Source organism: Burkholderia seminalis DSM 23518 (assembly GCF_902832885.1).
GTDB classification, from domain to species: domain Bacteria; phylum Pseudomonadota; class Gammaproteobacteria; order Burkholderiales; family Burkholderiaceae; genus Burkholderia; species Burkholderia seminalis.
Genome location: NZ_CADFDK010000006.1, coordinates 460,092 through 474,527, shown reverse-complemented (window position 1 = coordinate 474,527; position 14,436 = coordinate 460,092). Strand labels below are relative to the sequence as shown.

The following is a 14,436-nucleotide window of genomic DNA, read 5'->3' as shown; positions in this document are numbered from 1 at the left end:
CGGAGTGCATTCGATGAGTTGGCAAAGCAAGCTCGCCTGCTGGCTGCTGCGCTGGCAGTTTCGTCCCGAGACCACGCGCGAGGTGCTCGACCCCGCGCGTGCGCGGCGCTTTACCGATCTGCGGATGATCGTGCCGCGCCGCGCGCCGTCGGGCTACCGGCTGCGCCAGTGCCATGGCGCGGGCGATGCGCCGCTGCGTGGCGAGTGGCTCGAGCGCACCGACGCGAGCGCGGGGCGCGGGCCCGGCCGCACGCTGCTGTACTTCCACGGCGGCGGTTATTACTTCTGTTCGACGAGAACGCACCGGCCGCTGGTGTTCGGCCTGACGAAGCGTGCGGGTGTGCGCTCGTTCTCGCTCGACTACCGGCTCGCGCCCGAAAACCGTTTCCCGGCCGCGCTCGACGATGCGCTCGCGGCCTACCGGCAACTGCTGGCGCTCGGCACGCCGCCCGAGTCGATCGTGCTCGGCGGCGATTCGGCGGGCGGCGGCCTCGCGCTCGCGACGCTCGTCGCGCTGCGCGATCGCGGCGAACCGTTGCCGGCCGGCGCGATCCTGTTCTCGCCGTGGACCGATCTCGCGGCCTCCGGCGCGACGCTGCGCACCAACGACGGCGCCGATCCGATGTTTGCCGGCTCGGCGCTGCCGAAGGCCGCGAAGCTGTACCTCGGCGACACGCCGGCAACGCATCCGTACGCATCGCCGCTCTACGCGGATTTCACGGGCCTGCCGCCGCTGTATATCCAGGTCGGCAGCACCGAGGTGCTGCTCGACGATTCGCGCCGCGTTGCCGAGCAGGCGAAGGCGGCCGGCGTGGCGGTGGAGATCGAGGTGTGGCCCGACATGCCGCACGTGTGGCAGTTGTACGCGCCGATGATGCCGGAAGCGCGCGACGCGCTCGACCGGGCGGCCGCGTTCCTGCGCCGCGTCGCGGTCGAACGCGCGGTTCAGCGCGTCGGCGAGGCGTCGATCGCCTGATAGGCGGCCTTGACGGCCGCCGCGCCGTACTTGCGCTCGAGCCGGCGCACGGTGAAATGGCCGTGCGCCATCTGCTGGAAGTGGTCGATGAACAGCGTATTGACGGTCGCCCCCAGCACGGCGCCGATCGCCGGGATCGACTTCGCGGCCATCTGCTCGGTCACCTGCACCGAGAAGCGCGACGCGACCGTCTGCACGAGCTTGAACACGGCCGCCGAGCTGTGCGCGGCGATGCCTTTCGTCGTGATGTCCGACGACGCCTTCGAGATCGCTTGCGCAAGCGCGCCGCGCAGCACGAAATAACCGAGATCGGCGTCCTCTTCCTGCTTGTCCGGGTTGCCGCCCATGCCGAGCACGGCCAGGCATTGCAGCTGCGTATCGACCGACGTCAGGTCCTCGCCTTCGCTGCGCGCGATGTCGCATACCGAGCGGAAGATCAGCGTGGTCGTCACCGGCAGCTCGACCGGCAGCGCGAGAAAGCCGAACGCGCCGCCCGCCGCACCGGTCGTCGCGACCGCGAGCTTGTGCAGCAGGTTGCTCGGCTTGTCGGGCTCGGCGTCCGGCGCCGGCGGCTTGCCGAGCGTGCGCAGCGCGATGTTCAGGCACTTGCGCAGCGCGAGCTGCGTCGCGTCGTTGATCTTGCCGGTCGCGAAATCCGGCAGCCGCGCGATCATTTTCTCGACCGGCGCGCCGAGCATCCCGCTCAGCTTCATCGTCAGCGACGGGCTTTCCAGTACCTGCTTCGCGCGCCCCAGCGCGTCCCGATCCTCCGGCGACAGCGTCGTCGCGGGGTTGATTGAAATCGGTTCCATTTCTCTCCTTGGCGTGAACAGGCCCCAAACCGTCGCCAGCCTAGATTACTCCGGCATGCTAGAATTTTGAGATTGTTTGACTCGTCAAAAGTTGCATCAACAAAAAAATGGCCGTCCATACTGCCGCCCACCATTCGAGCGGGCAAGTCCTGCCGTTCCGCGAATCGCTGCTGGCGATGATCGGCATCTCGTTCGTCACCATGCTGGTCGCGCTCGACCAGACGGTCGTCGGCACCGCGCTGCCGACCATCGTCGCCGAACTCAGGGGCTTCGACCTGTACGCGTGGGTCGCGACCTCGTATCTCCTCAGTTCCGTGATCACCGTGCCGATCTTCGGCCGGCTCGGCGACTATTACGGCCGCAAGCCGTTCGTGATCGTGTCGATCGTCGTGTTCACCGGCGCGTCGGTGCTGTGCGGGATGGCCAACGACATGCTGTACCTCGTGCTCGCGCGCGGCCTGCAGGGAATCGGCGGCGGGATGCTGGTCGGTACCGCGTTCGCGTGCATCCCCGACCTGTTCCCCGATTCCGTCGTGCGGCTGCGCTGGCAGGTGCTGATGAGCTCCGCGTTCGGCATCGCGAACGCGGTCGGCCCGTCGCTCGGCGGCGTGCTGACCCAGTCGTTCGGCTGGCGCTCGGTGTTCTACGTGAACCTGCCGGTCGGCCTGCTGTCGCTGTTCTTCGTGTGGCGCTACCTGCCGCACCTGCGCCACGTCGTGCACGATCGCAAGATGCGGCTCGACTGGCCGGGCGCGCTGCTGATCGCGCTGTCGCTCGGCGCGCTGCAGCTGTTCGTCGAATGGCTGCCGAAGTACGGCGTCGCGAGCTGGGCGTCGCTGCTGCTCGTCGTCGCGGTCGCGGCCGGCGTCGGCCTGTGGCACTGGGAGAAGCGCTGCGCACAGCCCATTTTGCCGTTCGACATGTTCGGCAACCGCGCGCTGTCCGCGCTGTTCGTGCTCGCGATCCTCGCCGGCTTCTCGATGTTCTCGCTGCTGTTCTACGCGCCGCTGCTGTTCCAGGGCGGCTTCGGGATGTCGCCGAAGGAAGCCGGGCTCGTGATCACGCCGCTCGTCGTGTTCATCACGATCGGCAGCATCATGAACGGACGCGTCGTCACGCGCATCCGCCATCCGAACGCGATGCTGCACGTCGGCTTCGTGCTGTTCGCGATCGCGTGCGCGGGCATCGTCGTCTCGACGCACACGACGCCGGCCTGGATGCTGATGGCGCTGATGGTCGCGGGCGGCATCGGGCTCGGTTTCGTGCTGCCGAACCTCACCGTATTCGCGCAGCAGGCAGCCGGACGCGAGCACCTCGGGATCGCGACGGCGCTGCTGCAATCGCTGCGGATGGTCGGCGGGATGCTCGGCACCGCGCTGACGGGCACGCTCGTCAACCAGATGTATTCGAGCGGCGTGCGCGACGCGCTGTCGGCCGATCACGCGATGCAGTGGCATGCACAGCTCGCCGATCCGCAGATCCTGATCGATCGCGCGGCACAGGGCGGTCTCGTCGCGGCGCTCACGCGCGCCGGGCATAATGGCGCGCTGCTGCTGGAAGCGGCCCGCGAATCGCTGGTCGGCGCGATCCACCTGGGCGTCGCGATGGCGGCCGTCGTGGCCGTGGTGTCGGTGTGGCAGTGCCGCCGCGTGCCGCCGATTGCGTTGCGGCGCAAGATCGAGCCGCACGTCGCGGCCGATTGACCGATCGGGCGATTCAACGATTCAACGATTTACCGGAACGACATCAGCGCATGGAAGAACAGGACCGCGTCGCGATCTTGCAGCAATTCGGACGCACGTATCGCGCGTTCATGACCGCGTTCGAAGCGCACGTCGGGCAGCCGATGCCGCGCTGGCGCATCATGGTCGCGCTGCACACGATGGGCGGGCATTCGTCGCAGAAGAAGCTCGTCGAAGTGCTGCGCATCGATCCGGGCGCGCTCACGCGCCAGTTGAAGTCGCTCGATGCGCTCGGCTGGATCGAGCGCGAATCCGATGCGCGCGACAACCGCGTGACCAACGTGACGCTGACGGACGAAGGCCGCGCGGCGTTCGACGCGTGCCTGCCGCGCCGCAAGGCGTTCATCGAACAGACGATGGCGCAGTTGCCGGACGACGTGCTCAATGCGCTGTCGGGTGCGCTCGCGATGCTGGAAGCGCGGATCGCGGACGTCGGCTCGACGCCGGCCGCGCGCTGACGCGCGGGGCAGGGCGACACGCCGGCGCCGCCGGCCGCCGCTTCATGTCATCCCGATCCGCTTCGGGCTTACAGCTCGATGCGCGTGCCGAGCAGCGCGAGGAATTGCGCGAGCCAGGCCGGATGCGCGGGCCACGCAGGCGCGGTGACGAACGGCGCGTCGGTCACGGCCGCGTCGACCGGAATATCCGCGTATTCGCCGCCCGCGAGCTTCACCTCGGGGGCGCAGGCCGGGTACGCCGAAATGCGCTTGCCGCGGATCACGTCGGCGGCCGCCAGCAACTGTGCCGCATGGCAGATCGCGGCGATCGGCTTGCCGGCTTCGGCGAACGCGCGCACGAGCGCAATCACCTTCGGATCGAGTCGCAGGTATTCGGGCGCGCGGCCGCCCGCGATCGCGAGCGCGTCGTAGCGCGCCGCATCGACGTCGTCGAACGCGGCATTCAGCGTGAACTGGTGGCCGGGTTTCTCGGTGTAGGTCTGGTCGCCTTCGAAGTCGTGGATCGCGGTCTTGATCTTGTCGCCCGCGCGCTTGCCCGGACACACGGCATCGACATGGTGGCCGACGGCCTGCAGTGCCTGGAACGGCACCATCGTTTCGTAGTCTTCGGCGAAATCGCCGGTCAGGAACAGGATCTTCTTCGCGGCCATGGCTTTCTCCCGTAAAGCAGCGTTGAAGGCCCGTTCGCGCCGTGCGCGACGGTCGCGAAGGGCCCCGAGGACGAAAGCGCAGTGTACTCCGGCGGATTGAAGCGCGCGTGACGGCCGCCCCGCGCGAGCGGCGGGGCGGTGCGCGCAATGGACGTCAGAAGAAGGTTTCGACGACTTCCGTCACGCGGAACTGCGGATCGAGCACGAGCACCTGGCGCCACTTGTCGAACGTCAGGCACGGGTGCGAGATGTCGAACGCGACCATGTCGCCGACCTTCACGTCCGCGCCCGGCGGGATCTGCAGGTACGCGTGCTGGTCCATCATCCCGGTCACGGCCCAGCCTTCGGTCGCCGCGACGTCGCGCGGCGCGGTGTCGCGGCCCGGACGGAAGTGGCGCGCCGGCTCGGGCAGGCCCGCGTCGAACGCCGCGTCGCGCTTGCCGAGCGCGACGATCGCCCGATCGGCCTCCGGCACCGACTGCACGTACGCCCACAGTTGCAATGCCGGCAGCAGCCCCTCGCCCATCGAGCGCGCGATCGGGTTGCGCGCGAACACGTCGGTCTGCGCCTTCTTGTAGATGCCGACGTCGTGCGTCAGGTAGCAGCCCGGTCGCAGCACGACTTCCGCGAAGCCCGCATCCGACGCCTTCCTGAATTCTTCCGCGACCACGTCGTACCACGCCGAGCCGGCGCCGGACAGGATCGCCGGCGTGCGCGCGAAGCGGCCTGCCTCGGCGAGCACGCGCGTGAGCGCGACGGCTTCCTGCAGGAACGTGCGGATCTCGCCTTCCTCTTTCAGCACGCCTTCATAGAGTTCGATGCCGGCCAGCTTCAGCGTGTCCGGATAGCGCGCGATCGCGGCCAGCACGGCCTCGCGCTGCGCGGCATCGCGCACGCCCGCGCGGCCGCCCGGCACGCCGAGCTCGATCAGCACGTTCAGCGGTTTCTTCGCGTCGCCGAAGAAGCGGCCGAGCTGGTCGACGCTTTCCGCGGAATCGACGAGACAGAAGAATTCGAAATCGGGATCCGACAGCAGCCCGGCGATGATCGTCATGTTCTGGCGGCCGACCAACTGGTTCGCGAGCAGCACGCGCCGCACGCCGCCGTGATACGCGGCCTGGGTCTGGTGCGCGGTCGCGAGCGTGATGCCCCACGCGCCGGCGTCGAGCTGGCGGCGGAACAGTTGCGGCGCCATCGTCGTCTTGCCGTGCGGCGCGAACTTGACGCCGTATTTCCGGACGAACGCCTGCATCCAGTTCAGGTTGTGTTCGACGCGATCCTCGTAAAGCACGGCGGCCGGCAGGCTGACATCTTCCGCGAGCAGGTTCCACTCGAGGCGGCCTGCGTCGTCGAGCGGCACGCTCGCGCTCGGCACGTTGCCGAGACCCTTGCCCAACGGATTGATTGTCGGTTCCTGATAGTTTGTAACTTTCATGTCATCCCGCTCCATCATCACTATGCATTGCACTGAAGTTGACACGCAGATGGTACAGAAAGTAGCATCTGCGCGGTGATGTTATTTAGTAACATCGAGCTTCGCACCCTTATCCGCAGATGAATACGCCCGCCTCCCCGTCCGCTCCGCTCGCGGCCGAGCCTCATCCGGCTCCGGCCGCCCCGCCGGTCCTCGACATCGTCGCGCGGATCGCCGAATGCGCGCCCGAGCTGCGCGAAGCCGAGCGCAAGGTCGCCGCGTTCATCCTCGCCGATCTGGCGCGCGCCGCGCATGCGAGCATCGGCGCGCTCGCGCGCGACGCGGAGGTCAGCGTCGCGACGGTCACGCGTTTCGCGAAGGCGGTCGGCTGCCGCGACGTGCGCGAACTGAAGGTGCTCGTCGCACAGGCGGCGGCCGTCGGCCAGCGCTTCCTGGTGCCGTCCGGCGACGCGCCGGCCGACGACACGAGCCCCGCGTCGATGGTCTACGACGAGATTCGCGTGGCGCTCGCGCACAACCACCAGCTGCTGCGCAACACGTCGTTCGACGCGGCGGCCGACCTGCTCGCCGGCGCGAAGATGACCTACGTGTACGGGCAGGGCGGCGGCTCGACCGCGCTCGCCGACGAGCTGCGCTTCCGGCTCGTGCGCTTCGGCCGGCCGGTCGCGAGCTACCAGGACAGCGTGCTGCAGCGAATGGTGGCCGCGACGCTGTCGCGCGACACCGTGGTCGTCGCGCTGTCGGTGAGCGGGCGCGTGCCCGAGCTGCTCGAGAGCTGCCGGCTCGCGAAGCGCTACGGCGCGAAGCTGATCGCGATCACCGCGCCGGCGTCGCCGCTCGCGAAGCTCGCCGACCACCTGATCCCGGTCGTCGCATTCGAAACCGATTTCATCTACAAGCCTTCGACGTCGCGCTACGCGATGATGATGGCGATCGACGTGCTCGTTACCGGCGTCGCATTGCGGCTCGGCGATGCGGGCCGGGAATCGCTGCGCCGCATCAAGCACGCGCTCGATGCGCACCGCGGCGGCGGAGACCGTCAACCGGTAGGAGACTGACCATGCATTCGCATCCCGAAGCCGCCGATACGCTGATCGTCGGCGCGCAACTGTACGACGGCACCGGCGCGCCGCCCGTCACGCGCGACGTCGCGATCCGCAACGGCCTGATCGCCGCGATCGGCAACCTGTCGAACTGGCTGGCCGAGAACGTCGTGGAGGCGAACGGCCGCGCGCTCGCGCCGGGCTTCGTCGACGTGCACACGCACGACGACACGCACGTGATCCGCGCGCCGGAGATGATCCCGAAGATCTCGCAGGGCGTGACGACCGTGATCGTCGGCAACTGCGGGATCAGCGCGTCGCCCGTGACGCTCGCGGGCGATCCGCCCGACCCGATGAACCTGCTCGGCGAGCGCGGCGCGTTCCGGTACCCGACCTTCGCCGACTACGTCGCGGCCGTGAACGAGGCGCGCCCGGCCGTGAACGTCGCGGCGCTCGTCGGTCATACGGCGCTGCGCAACAACCAGATGGACCGTCTCGACCGCGCGGCGACCGACGGCGAGATCGCCGGGATGCGCGAGCAACTCGAGGAGGCGCTCGCGAACGGCGCGCTCGGCCTGTCGTCGGGCCTCGCGTACGGTTCCGCGTTCGCGGCGCCGGCCGAGGAAGTGATGGCGCTCGCCGAGCCGCTCGCGAAGGCCGGCGCGCTGTATACGACGCACATGCGCACCGAATTCGACGCGATCCTCGACGCGATGGACGAGGCGTATCGCGTCGGCCGCCATGCGCAGGTGCCGGTCGTAATCTCGCACCTGAAGTGCGCGGGCCCGTCGAACTGGGGGCGCAGCACCGAAGTGCTCGCATCGCTCGAGGGCGCGCGCCGCTACCAGCCGGTCGGCTGCGACTGCTATCCGTACAGCCGCAGCTCGTCGACGCTCGACCTGAAGCAGGTGACGGGCGATATCGACATCACGATCACGTGGTCGGAGCCGCACCCGGAAGTCGCGGGCAAGCTGCTCAAGGCGATCGCGGCCGACTGGGGCGTGACCGAGCAGGAAGCCGCGCAGCGCATCCGCCCGGCCGGCGCCGTGTACCACAACATGTCCGAGGACGACGTGCGCCGGATCCTGTCGCACCCCGCGACGATGGTCGGCTCGGACGGGCTGCCGAACGATCCGCTGCCGCATCCGCGGCTGTGGGGCGCGTTCCCGCGCGTGCTCGGCCATTACGTGCGCGACACGAACCTGCTGCCGCTCGAGGAGGCGATCCGCAAGATGACGTCGCTGTCCGCGCGCCGCTACGGGATCGCGAAGCGCGGCGAGGTGCATGTCGGCTACCACGCCGATCTCGTGCTGTTCGACCCGGCGCGCGTGATCGACGCCGCGACGTTCGAGAAGCCGCAGCAGCCCGCGCACGGGATCGATGCCGTGTGGGTGAACGGCGTGCTGACTTACGAAAACGGCCAGCCGACCGGCGAGCGCGCCGGCGGGTTCGTCGCGCGCGGCGAGCGCGTGGCGGCGAGTGCCGACGCCGCGTTCTGAGCGCGGCGGCCGTTCCGATCTTCCGCGCGTGCCGCAGCCGGCGCGCGCATCCGCAACCGAGATGTGAGGAGTGAAACGATGAAGCGATATGGCGTGGGCGAAGCGAAGGGGACCGGCGGCCAGGTGATGCCGTTCGCGCGTGCGGTCGAGGCCGACGGCTGGCTGTATGTGTCCGGCCAGACGCCGATGGTGAACGGCGAGGTCGTCGAGGGCGGCATCGTCACGCAGTCGAAGCAGACGATCGAGAACGTGATCGCGATCCTGAAGGAAGCCGGCTACGGCCTCGAGCACGTCGTGCGCTGCGGCGTGTGGCTCGACGACGCGCGCGATTTCGCGTCGTTCAACAAGGTGTTCGTGTCGTACTTCGGCGAGCATCCGCCGGCACGCGCGTGCGTGCAGTCGAGCATGGTCATCGACTGCAAGGTCGAGGTCGACTGCATCGCGTACAAGGCGCCGGCGAAGTAACGCGGCTGCGCTTTTCCGCGCACGGCAAACAGCCCGGTCGGCGGAAGCCGACCGGGCTGTTTCGTCTGGCCGCCGCCGCGTGCCTCGTTACTGCCGCGCCGTGCGCGCGTTGTCCGGCATCGGCTGGTTGTAGTTGGTGCGGAACGGGTTGATGTCGAGCCCGCCGCGCCGCGTATAGCGCGCGTACACCGCGAGCTTCACCGGTTTGCACGCGTGCATGATGTCGAGGAAGATCCGCTCGACGCACTGCTCGTGAAAGCCCGTGTGATTGCGGAACGAGATGATGTAGCGCAGCAGGCCCGCGTGGTCGATCTGCGGCCCGACGTAGTGGATCTGCACGCTGCCCCAGTCGGGCTGGCCCGTGACCGGGCAGTTCGAGCGCAGCAGGTCGGACACGAGCGTCTCCTCGACCGGCGCTTCGTCCTCGGCGGCCGACAGCAGCGACGGATCGGGTTCGTAGATGTCGGTGTCGAGGTCGAGGCGGTCAAGCGACAGCCCGTCGAGCTCGTCCATCTCGAGCTTGCCGAAATCGTGCGCCGACACCAGCTGCACCGACACGGTCGCGCCGCACGCGGCCGATACGTCGCGCTTCAGCACGTCGCGCACCGCGTCGATCGAGTCGAATTTCGACTGCGCGAACGAGCCGAGATACAGCTTGAACGACTTCGATTCGACGATGTTCGGCGATTCGGCCGGCACGTAGAACGTCGCGACCGCGACCTGCGGCTTGCCGCGCGCGTTGAGCCACGACAGCTCGTACGCGTTCCAGATGTCGGTGCCGAAGAACGGCAGCGCCGACGTGATGCCGAGCTGCTCGCGCGCGCCGGCGCGCGGGATCGGGAACAGCAGCGACGCGTCGTACTGCGCCGCGTAGACGGTGGCCTTGCCGAGCGGGGAATGTTCGGGGTTCATCGTGTGACGCCTTTACGACAGGAAGAGGCGGTAAGCCGGGTTGGCGCTCTCTTCGACATACGGATAGCCGAGTGCCGCGAGGAAGCGTTCGAATTCGGCGCGATCGGCCTGCGGCACCTGCAGCCCGACGAGGATCGAGCTGTAGTCCGCGCCCTGGTTGCGGTAGTGGAACAGGCTGATGTTCCAGTCCGGCGCCATCGACGACAGGAACTTCATCAGCGCGCCCGGCCGCTCGGGGAATTCGAAGCGGAACAGGCGTTCGTCGAGTGCGAGCGGCGAGCGGCCGCCGACCATGTAGCGGATGTGTTCCTTCGACAGTTCGTCGTGCGTCAGGTCGACGCTCTTGAAGCCGTGCGACTCGAAGTTCGCGGCGATCTCCGCCGATTCGCCGCGGCGCTTGATCTGCACGCCGACGAAGATGTGCGCGGATTGCGCATCGGCGATCCGGTAGTTGAACTCGGTGACGTTGCGGTCGCCGACGAGCGAACAGAAGCGCTTGAAGCTGCCGCGCTCCTCGGGGATCGTGACCGCGAACACCGCTTCGCGCGCCTCGCCGACCTCCGCGCGCTCGGCGACGAAGCGCATCCGGTCGAAGTTCATGTTCGCGCCGGAGGTGACCGCGACGAGCGTCTGGTTCTCGACGCCTTCGCGTTCCGCGTACAGCTTCGCGCCGGCCACCGCGAGCGCGCCGGACGGTTCGAGCACGCTGCGCGTGTCCTGGAACACGTCCTTGATCGCCGCGCACAGCGCGTCGGTGTTGACCGTCACGACGCCGTCGAGGAATGCGCGGCACAGCCGGAAGGTTTCCTCGCCGACGAGCTTCACCGCGGTGCCGTCGGCGAACAGGCCGACCTCGCTGAGCTCGATGCGCTCGCCGGCGTCCAGCGACTGCGCCATCGCGCACGAATCCTCGGCCTGCACGCCGATGACCTTGATCTCCGGGCGCACGGCCTTCACGTACGCGGCGACGCCGGACGCGAGCCCGCCGCCGCCGATCGGCACGAAGATCGCGTGGATCGGGCCCTGGTGCTGGCGCAGGATCTCCATCGCGATGGTGCCCTGGCCGGCGATCACGTACGGATCGTCGAACGGGTGGACGAACGTGAGGTCGCGTTCCTGCTGCACCTTGACCGCGTGCGCATAGGCATCGCTGTACGATTCGCCCGCCTGGATCACCTCGACGCTCGGGCCGCCGTGCGCGCGTACGGCATCGACCTTCACCTGCGGGGTCGTGACCGGCACGACGATCACGGCCTTGATGCCCATCCGGGCCGCCGAGAACGCGACGCCCTGCGCGTGGTTGCCGGCCGACGCCGTAATCACGCCGCGCGCGAGCGCGTCCGCCGGAATGTGCGCCATCTTGTTGTACGCGCCGCGCAGCTTGAACGAGAACACCGGCTGGTTGTCCTCGCGCTTCAGGTAAACGGTGTTGTGCAAGCGGGCCGACAGATTGCGGGCCGGCTGGAGTTCGGTCTCGCGTGCGACGTCGTACACACGGGCCGTGAGGATTTTCTTGACGTAGTCGATCGGTGGTCGGGCCTGCTTGACAGGTGCGACGCAGGCGTCGGGCGAGCTGCGATACAAAGACACGGTCATTTCCTTTCGAGGGCGGGTTTGACATGCCCTGGGCGGAAATGAAAAACCCGCCTCAGGGGCGGGTTGTCGTCATTGAGCCGGATGCGCGCTAACCCACCATTCGAAGAATGGTGCGAATAATCAGCGCGATGGCGAATGTTCGGTGGCTCATGTCTTGAAGCATCAACCATTGCAGTGGCAGTTGTCAACCGTACGGAGCGAATGGGTGCCTGGGCCGATCGCCGACACTTCGCGCCGCGGTGCGCGCGTTACTTCGCCGCCAGCGCGCTCGCCACGCTTTTGTCGGTCCACGCGTTCTCTGCCACGCTCAGCTTCTGCGGAATCAGCTTCGCCGCATAAAACGCATCGGCCACCCCTTGCTGGACCGCGACGATCTTCTCGTCGACCGGCACCGCACCGAACGGCACGCGCTTGATCCACGTCTCGACGAGCGGCAACGGCAGGCCGACCTTCGGCGCGATCAGCGCGGCGGTCTCCGACGGATGCCCATTGACCCACAGGCCCGTTTCGCGCACCTGCTTCAGGATCGCGCCGACCACGTCCGCATGCCGTTGCGCGAAATCGCGCGTCGCTTCGTAGAAGTTGTTCGCCGGCGTCAGACCCGTGTAATCGGACAGCGTGCGAATCTTCAGCGAATTCTGCGCGGCCGCGTAGTACGGATCCCAGACTGCCCATGCATCGACGTTGCCGCTCTCGAACGCGGCGCGCGCGTCGGCCGGCGGCAGGTACACCGGGCGAATTTCGTCGTAGCGCACGCCGGCCTTCTTCAGCGCCTCGAGCAACAGGTAGTTCGCGCTCGAACCCTTCTGCAGCGCGACCTTCTTGCCGCGCAGGTCGCCGAGCGAACGGATCGGCGAATCGGCCTTCACGAACACCGCCTCGTTGTGCGGCGACGGCGGCTCCGCGCCGACGTACACGAAGCGCACGCCGGCCGCCTGCGCGAACACGGGCGGCGGCGCGCCGGTGTAGCCGAAATCGATGCTGTTCGCATTCAGCGCCTCGAGCAGTTGCGGGCCGGCCGGGAATTCGAACCATTGAACGTCGTAGCCGAGCGGCTTGAGGCGCGATTCGAGCGCGCCCTGCGCCTTGACGACCGACAACAGGCCGGCCTTCTGATAGCCGATGCGCACGACCTTGTCGGCGGCGCCTTGGGCGAAGCTGGACGTCGCGGCAAGCGCGACGAGTGTGACGGCGGCGGTGCGGGTGATCCAGCGGGTGAAACGAATCATCGAACGGACTCCATGCGAAACGTCTTCGGGGAGCGGCTGGTGCCGCTCGGTTGGAAGAATCGTCGCATGGGCGTTCGTGCCCGCAAACGAAGCATTGCCGATATGAATATGACGGCGGCGGTCCTATGCTTTGTCGCCGTCGCGTGCGGGATCGGATGTATCCGGCGCGCCGGACTGCCGCGCGGCTTCGTCGCTGAGCTTCTTGTCGAGGATCGTCGCGACGCGGCCGCCGAGATACGCGCCCGCCGCGGTTTCGAGCGCGCGGTTCGTCTCGCCTTCGACGAACACGGCCGCGAGCGGGCGCAGGCGCCAGATCGCGTCGACGAGTTCGGGCACGTCGGTGGCGGGCGGCAGCGTGCCGGCGTCGTAGCGGTCGAGCCGCTTCACGACGAGATCGACGAGCAGCCGCGCGATCGCGTCGAAGTGCGGCCGGGCGAGACTGATCACGTCGAGCAGCTCGCGCGGCGGAATGCCTTCCTTCGTCATCGCGGCCGCCGCCTCGAGCAGCGCGGGGCTCTTCGCGACGAACGACAGGCCGCGCCGTTCGAGCAGCCCGAGCTCGGTCACGCGCGACAGCTGCGTGGTCGCCTGCGGGCCGAACATCTGCGCGAGCGCGGCGAGCGAATAGGTCTTCGGCAACTCGTGCGACCAGCGGCCGCCGATCGCGTTTTCGAGGCCGAGGATCGAGCGCAGGTCGTGGCCTTCGTCGATCGCCTTGATCAGGTCCTGGATGTTCGACAGCGTGTAGCCGCGCGCGAGCAAATGGTTGATCAGCTTCAGGCGCGCGACGTGCGTATCGTCGTAGATGCCGACGCGCCCGCGTTTCTCCGGCGGCGCGAGCAAGCCGCGATCCTGGTACGCGCGGACGTTGCGCACGGTGGTGTCGGACACGCGCGCGAGTTCGTCGACCGTGTACTCGTTGCGGGAATCCGGCGCAGCCTCGTCGGGCGTGGAATGAGTCTGTTTTGACATGCGGGCATTCTAGCGCGACGCGGCGGGTCAGGGCGAGGCGGGGAGCGTGTGCGCGCCGCCGCCGAGCGGCCGTTGCAGCAGCGCCGTGTCGATCCAGCGGCCGTGCTTGAAACCGACCGCTTTCAGCACGCCGGCCGGTTCGAAGCCGAATGCGTGGTGCAGCGAGGTCGAGCCGCCGGTGCCGCCGTCGGCGATCACCGCGATCATCTGCCGCCACGGGCCTTGCTCGCAGCGCGCGATCAGCGCCGCGAGCAACGCGCGGCCGATCCCGCGCCCGCGCTGCGCATCGTCGATGTAGATCGAATCCTCGATCGCGAAGCGGTACGCGCTGCGCGTGCGGTACGGCGTGGCATACGCGTAGCCGGCCACGCGGCCGTCGCATTCCGCGACGAGATACGGCAGTCCTTGGCGCAGCACCGCGTCGCGACGCGCGCGCAGTTCGGCGACGTCGGGCGGCGTTTCCTCGAACGACGCGACGCTGTGGTGCACGTGGTGCGCATAGATCGCGTGGATCGCATCGAGGTCGGTGTCGACGGCGTCGCGAACGACGCAGGCAGGAGCAGTGGACATGGCGGAGGCGGCGGAGAAATGAAAACGTTACTATGCCGCTCGCCGTGCGGCTTGGCAAAGCTGTCGGGCAAATTACG

14 protein-coding genes are annotated in these 14,436 nt (G+C 68.2%); 6 read left to right on the top strand and 8 right to left on the bottom strand.

The features are described 5' to 3' along the window. Positions 1 to 13 precede the first annotated feature (13 nt). Positions 14 to 976 carry an alpha/beta hydrolase gene (locus HWX00_RS21465; RefSeq protein WP_175029094.1) on the top strand — a complete coding sequence of 321 codons (963 nt, stop codon included), beginning with the start codon at positions 14 to 16 and terminating at the stop codon, positions 974 to 976. Here HWX00_RS21465 and HWX00_RS21460 read toward each other — a convergent pair. Continuing rightward, complete coding sequence (locus tag HWX00_RS21460; RefSeq protein WP_175029095.1) at positions 946 to 1,788, bottom strand: EcsC family protein; 843 nt, start codon at positions 1,786 to 1,788, stop codon at positions 946 to 948. The genes HWX00_RS21465 and HWX00_RS21460 overlap by 31 nt on opposite strands. Positions 1,789 to 1,895: 107 nt before the next feature. On the opposite strand from HWX00_RS21460, the gene HWX00_RS21455 reads away from it, so the two are divergent. After that, a complete protein-coding gene (locus HWX00_RS21455) occupies positions 1,896 to 3,491 on the top strand; it encodes an MDR family MFS transporter (protein ID WP_049030229.1) in 1,596 nt (531 codons plus the stop codon). Positions 3,492 to 3,541: 50 nt separating this feature from the next. Further along, positions 3,542 to 3,988, top strand: coding sequence for a MarR family winged helix-turn-helix transcriptional regulator (locus HWX00_RS21450; RefSeq protein WP_049030230.1), 447 nt, complete (start codon positions 3,542 to 3,544; stop codon positions 3,986 to 3,988). 68 nt (positions 3,989 to 4,056) lie between these two features. Here HWX00_RS21450 and HWX00_RS21445 read toward each other — a convergent pair whose 3' ends face one another. After that, a complete protein-coding gene (locus HWX00_RS21445) occupies positions 4,057 to 4,638 on the bottom strand; it encodes a DJ-1/PfpI family protein (RefSeq protein WP_034189580.1) in 582 nt (193 codons plus the stop codon). A 154-nt stretch (positions 4,639 to 4,792) separates the two neighbouring features. Then, positions 4,793 to 6,073, bottom strand: a complete 1,281-nt coding sequence (locus HWX00_RS21440) for an amino acid deaminase (protein ID WP_034189579.1) — start codon at positions 6,071 to 6,073, stop codon at positions 4,793 to 4,795. Positions 6,074 to 6,192: 119 nt separating this feature from the next. Here HWX00_RS21440 and HWX00_RS21435 point away from each other — a divergent pair, with 119 nt between their 5' ends. From HWX00_RS21435 to HWX00_RS21425, 3 genes are all read left to right on the top strand, one after another. After that, the gene (locus HWX00_RS21435) at positions 6,193 to 7,131 is read left to right on the top strand and encodes a MurR/RpiR family transcriptional regulator (RefSeq protein ID WP_124610139.1); all 939 of its coding nucleotides are present in this window, start codon (positions 6,193 to 6,195) and stop codon (positions 7,129 to 7,131) included. A gap of 2 nt (positions 7,132 to 7,133) precedes the next feature. Further along, positions 7,134 to 8,615 carry an N-acyl-D-amino-acid deacylase family protein gene (locus HWX00_RS21430; RefSeq protein WP_175029096.1) on the top strand — a complete coding sequence of 494 codons (1,482 nt, stop codon included), beginning with the start codon at positions 7,134 to 7,136 and terminating at the stop codon, positions 8,613 to 8,615. Positions 8,616 to 8,693: 78 nt separating this feature from the next. Then, positions 8,694 to 9,080: a RidA family protein gene (locus tag HWX00_RS21425; RefSeq protein ID WP_006751946.1), complete on the top strand. Its 387-nt coding sequence runs from the start codon at positions 8,694 to 8,696 to the stop codon at positions 9,078 to 9,080. Between the two features lie 87 nt (positions 9,081 to 9,167). Here HWX00_RS21425 and queF read toward each other — a convergent pair whose 3' ends face one another. The 5 genes from queF to HWX00_RS21400 form a co-directional block, all read right to left on the bottom strand. Then, positions 9,168 to 9,992: an NADPH-dependent 7-cyano-7-deazaguanine reductase QueF gene (gene queF, locus HWX00_RS21420; protein WP_049030108.1), complete on the bottom strand. Its 825-nt coding sequence runs from the start codon at positions 9,990 to 9,992 to the stop codon at positions 9,168 to 9,170. Between the two features lie 12 nt (positions 9,993 to 10,004). Then, positions 10,005 to 11,588, bottom strand: coding sequence for a threonine ammonia-lyase, biosynthetic (gene ilvA, locus HWX00_RS21415; RefSeq protein ID WP_244131183.1), 1,584 nt, complete (start codon positions 11,586 to 11,588; stop codon positions 10,005 to 10,007). A gap of 248 nt (positions 11,589 to 11,836) precedes the next feature. Next, positions 11,837 to 12,817, bottom strand: a complete 981-nt coding sequence (locus tag HWX00_RS21410; RefSeq protein ID WP_034187990.1) for a sulfonate ABC transporter substrate-binding protein — start codon at positions 12,815 to 12,817, stop codon at positions 11,837 to 11,839. 123 nt (positions 12,818 to 12,940) lie between these two features. After that, a complete protein-coding gene (locus tag HWX00_RS21405) occupies positions 12,941 to 13,789 on the bottom strand; it encodes a MerR family transcriptional regulator (protein ID WP_034187989.1) in 849 nt (282 codons plus the stop codon). Between the two features lie 27 nt (positions 13,790 to 13,816). Next, complete coding sequence (locus tag HWX00_RS21400; RefSeq protein WP_034187988.1) at positions 13,817 to 14,359, bottom strand: GNAT family N-acetyltransferase; 543 nt, start codon at positions 14,357 to 14,359, stop codon at positions 13,817 to 13,819. Positions 14,360 to 14,436 lie beyond the last annotated feature (77 nt).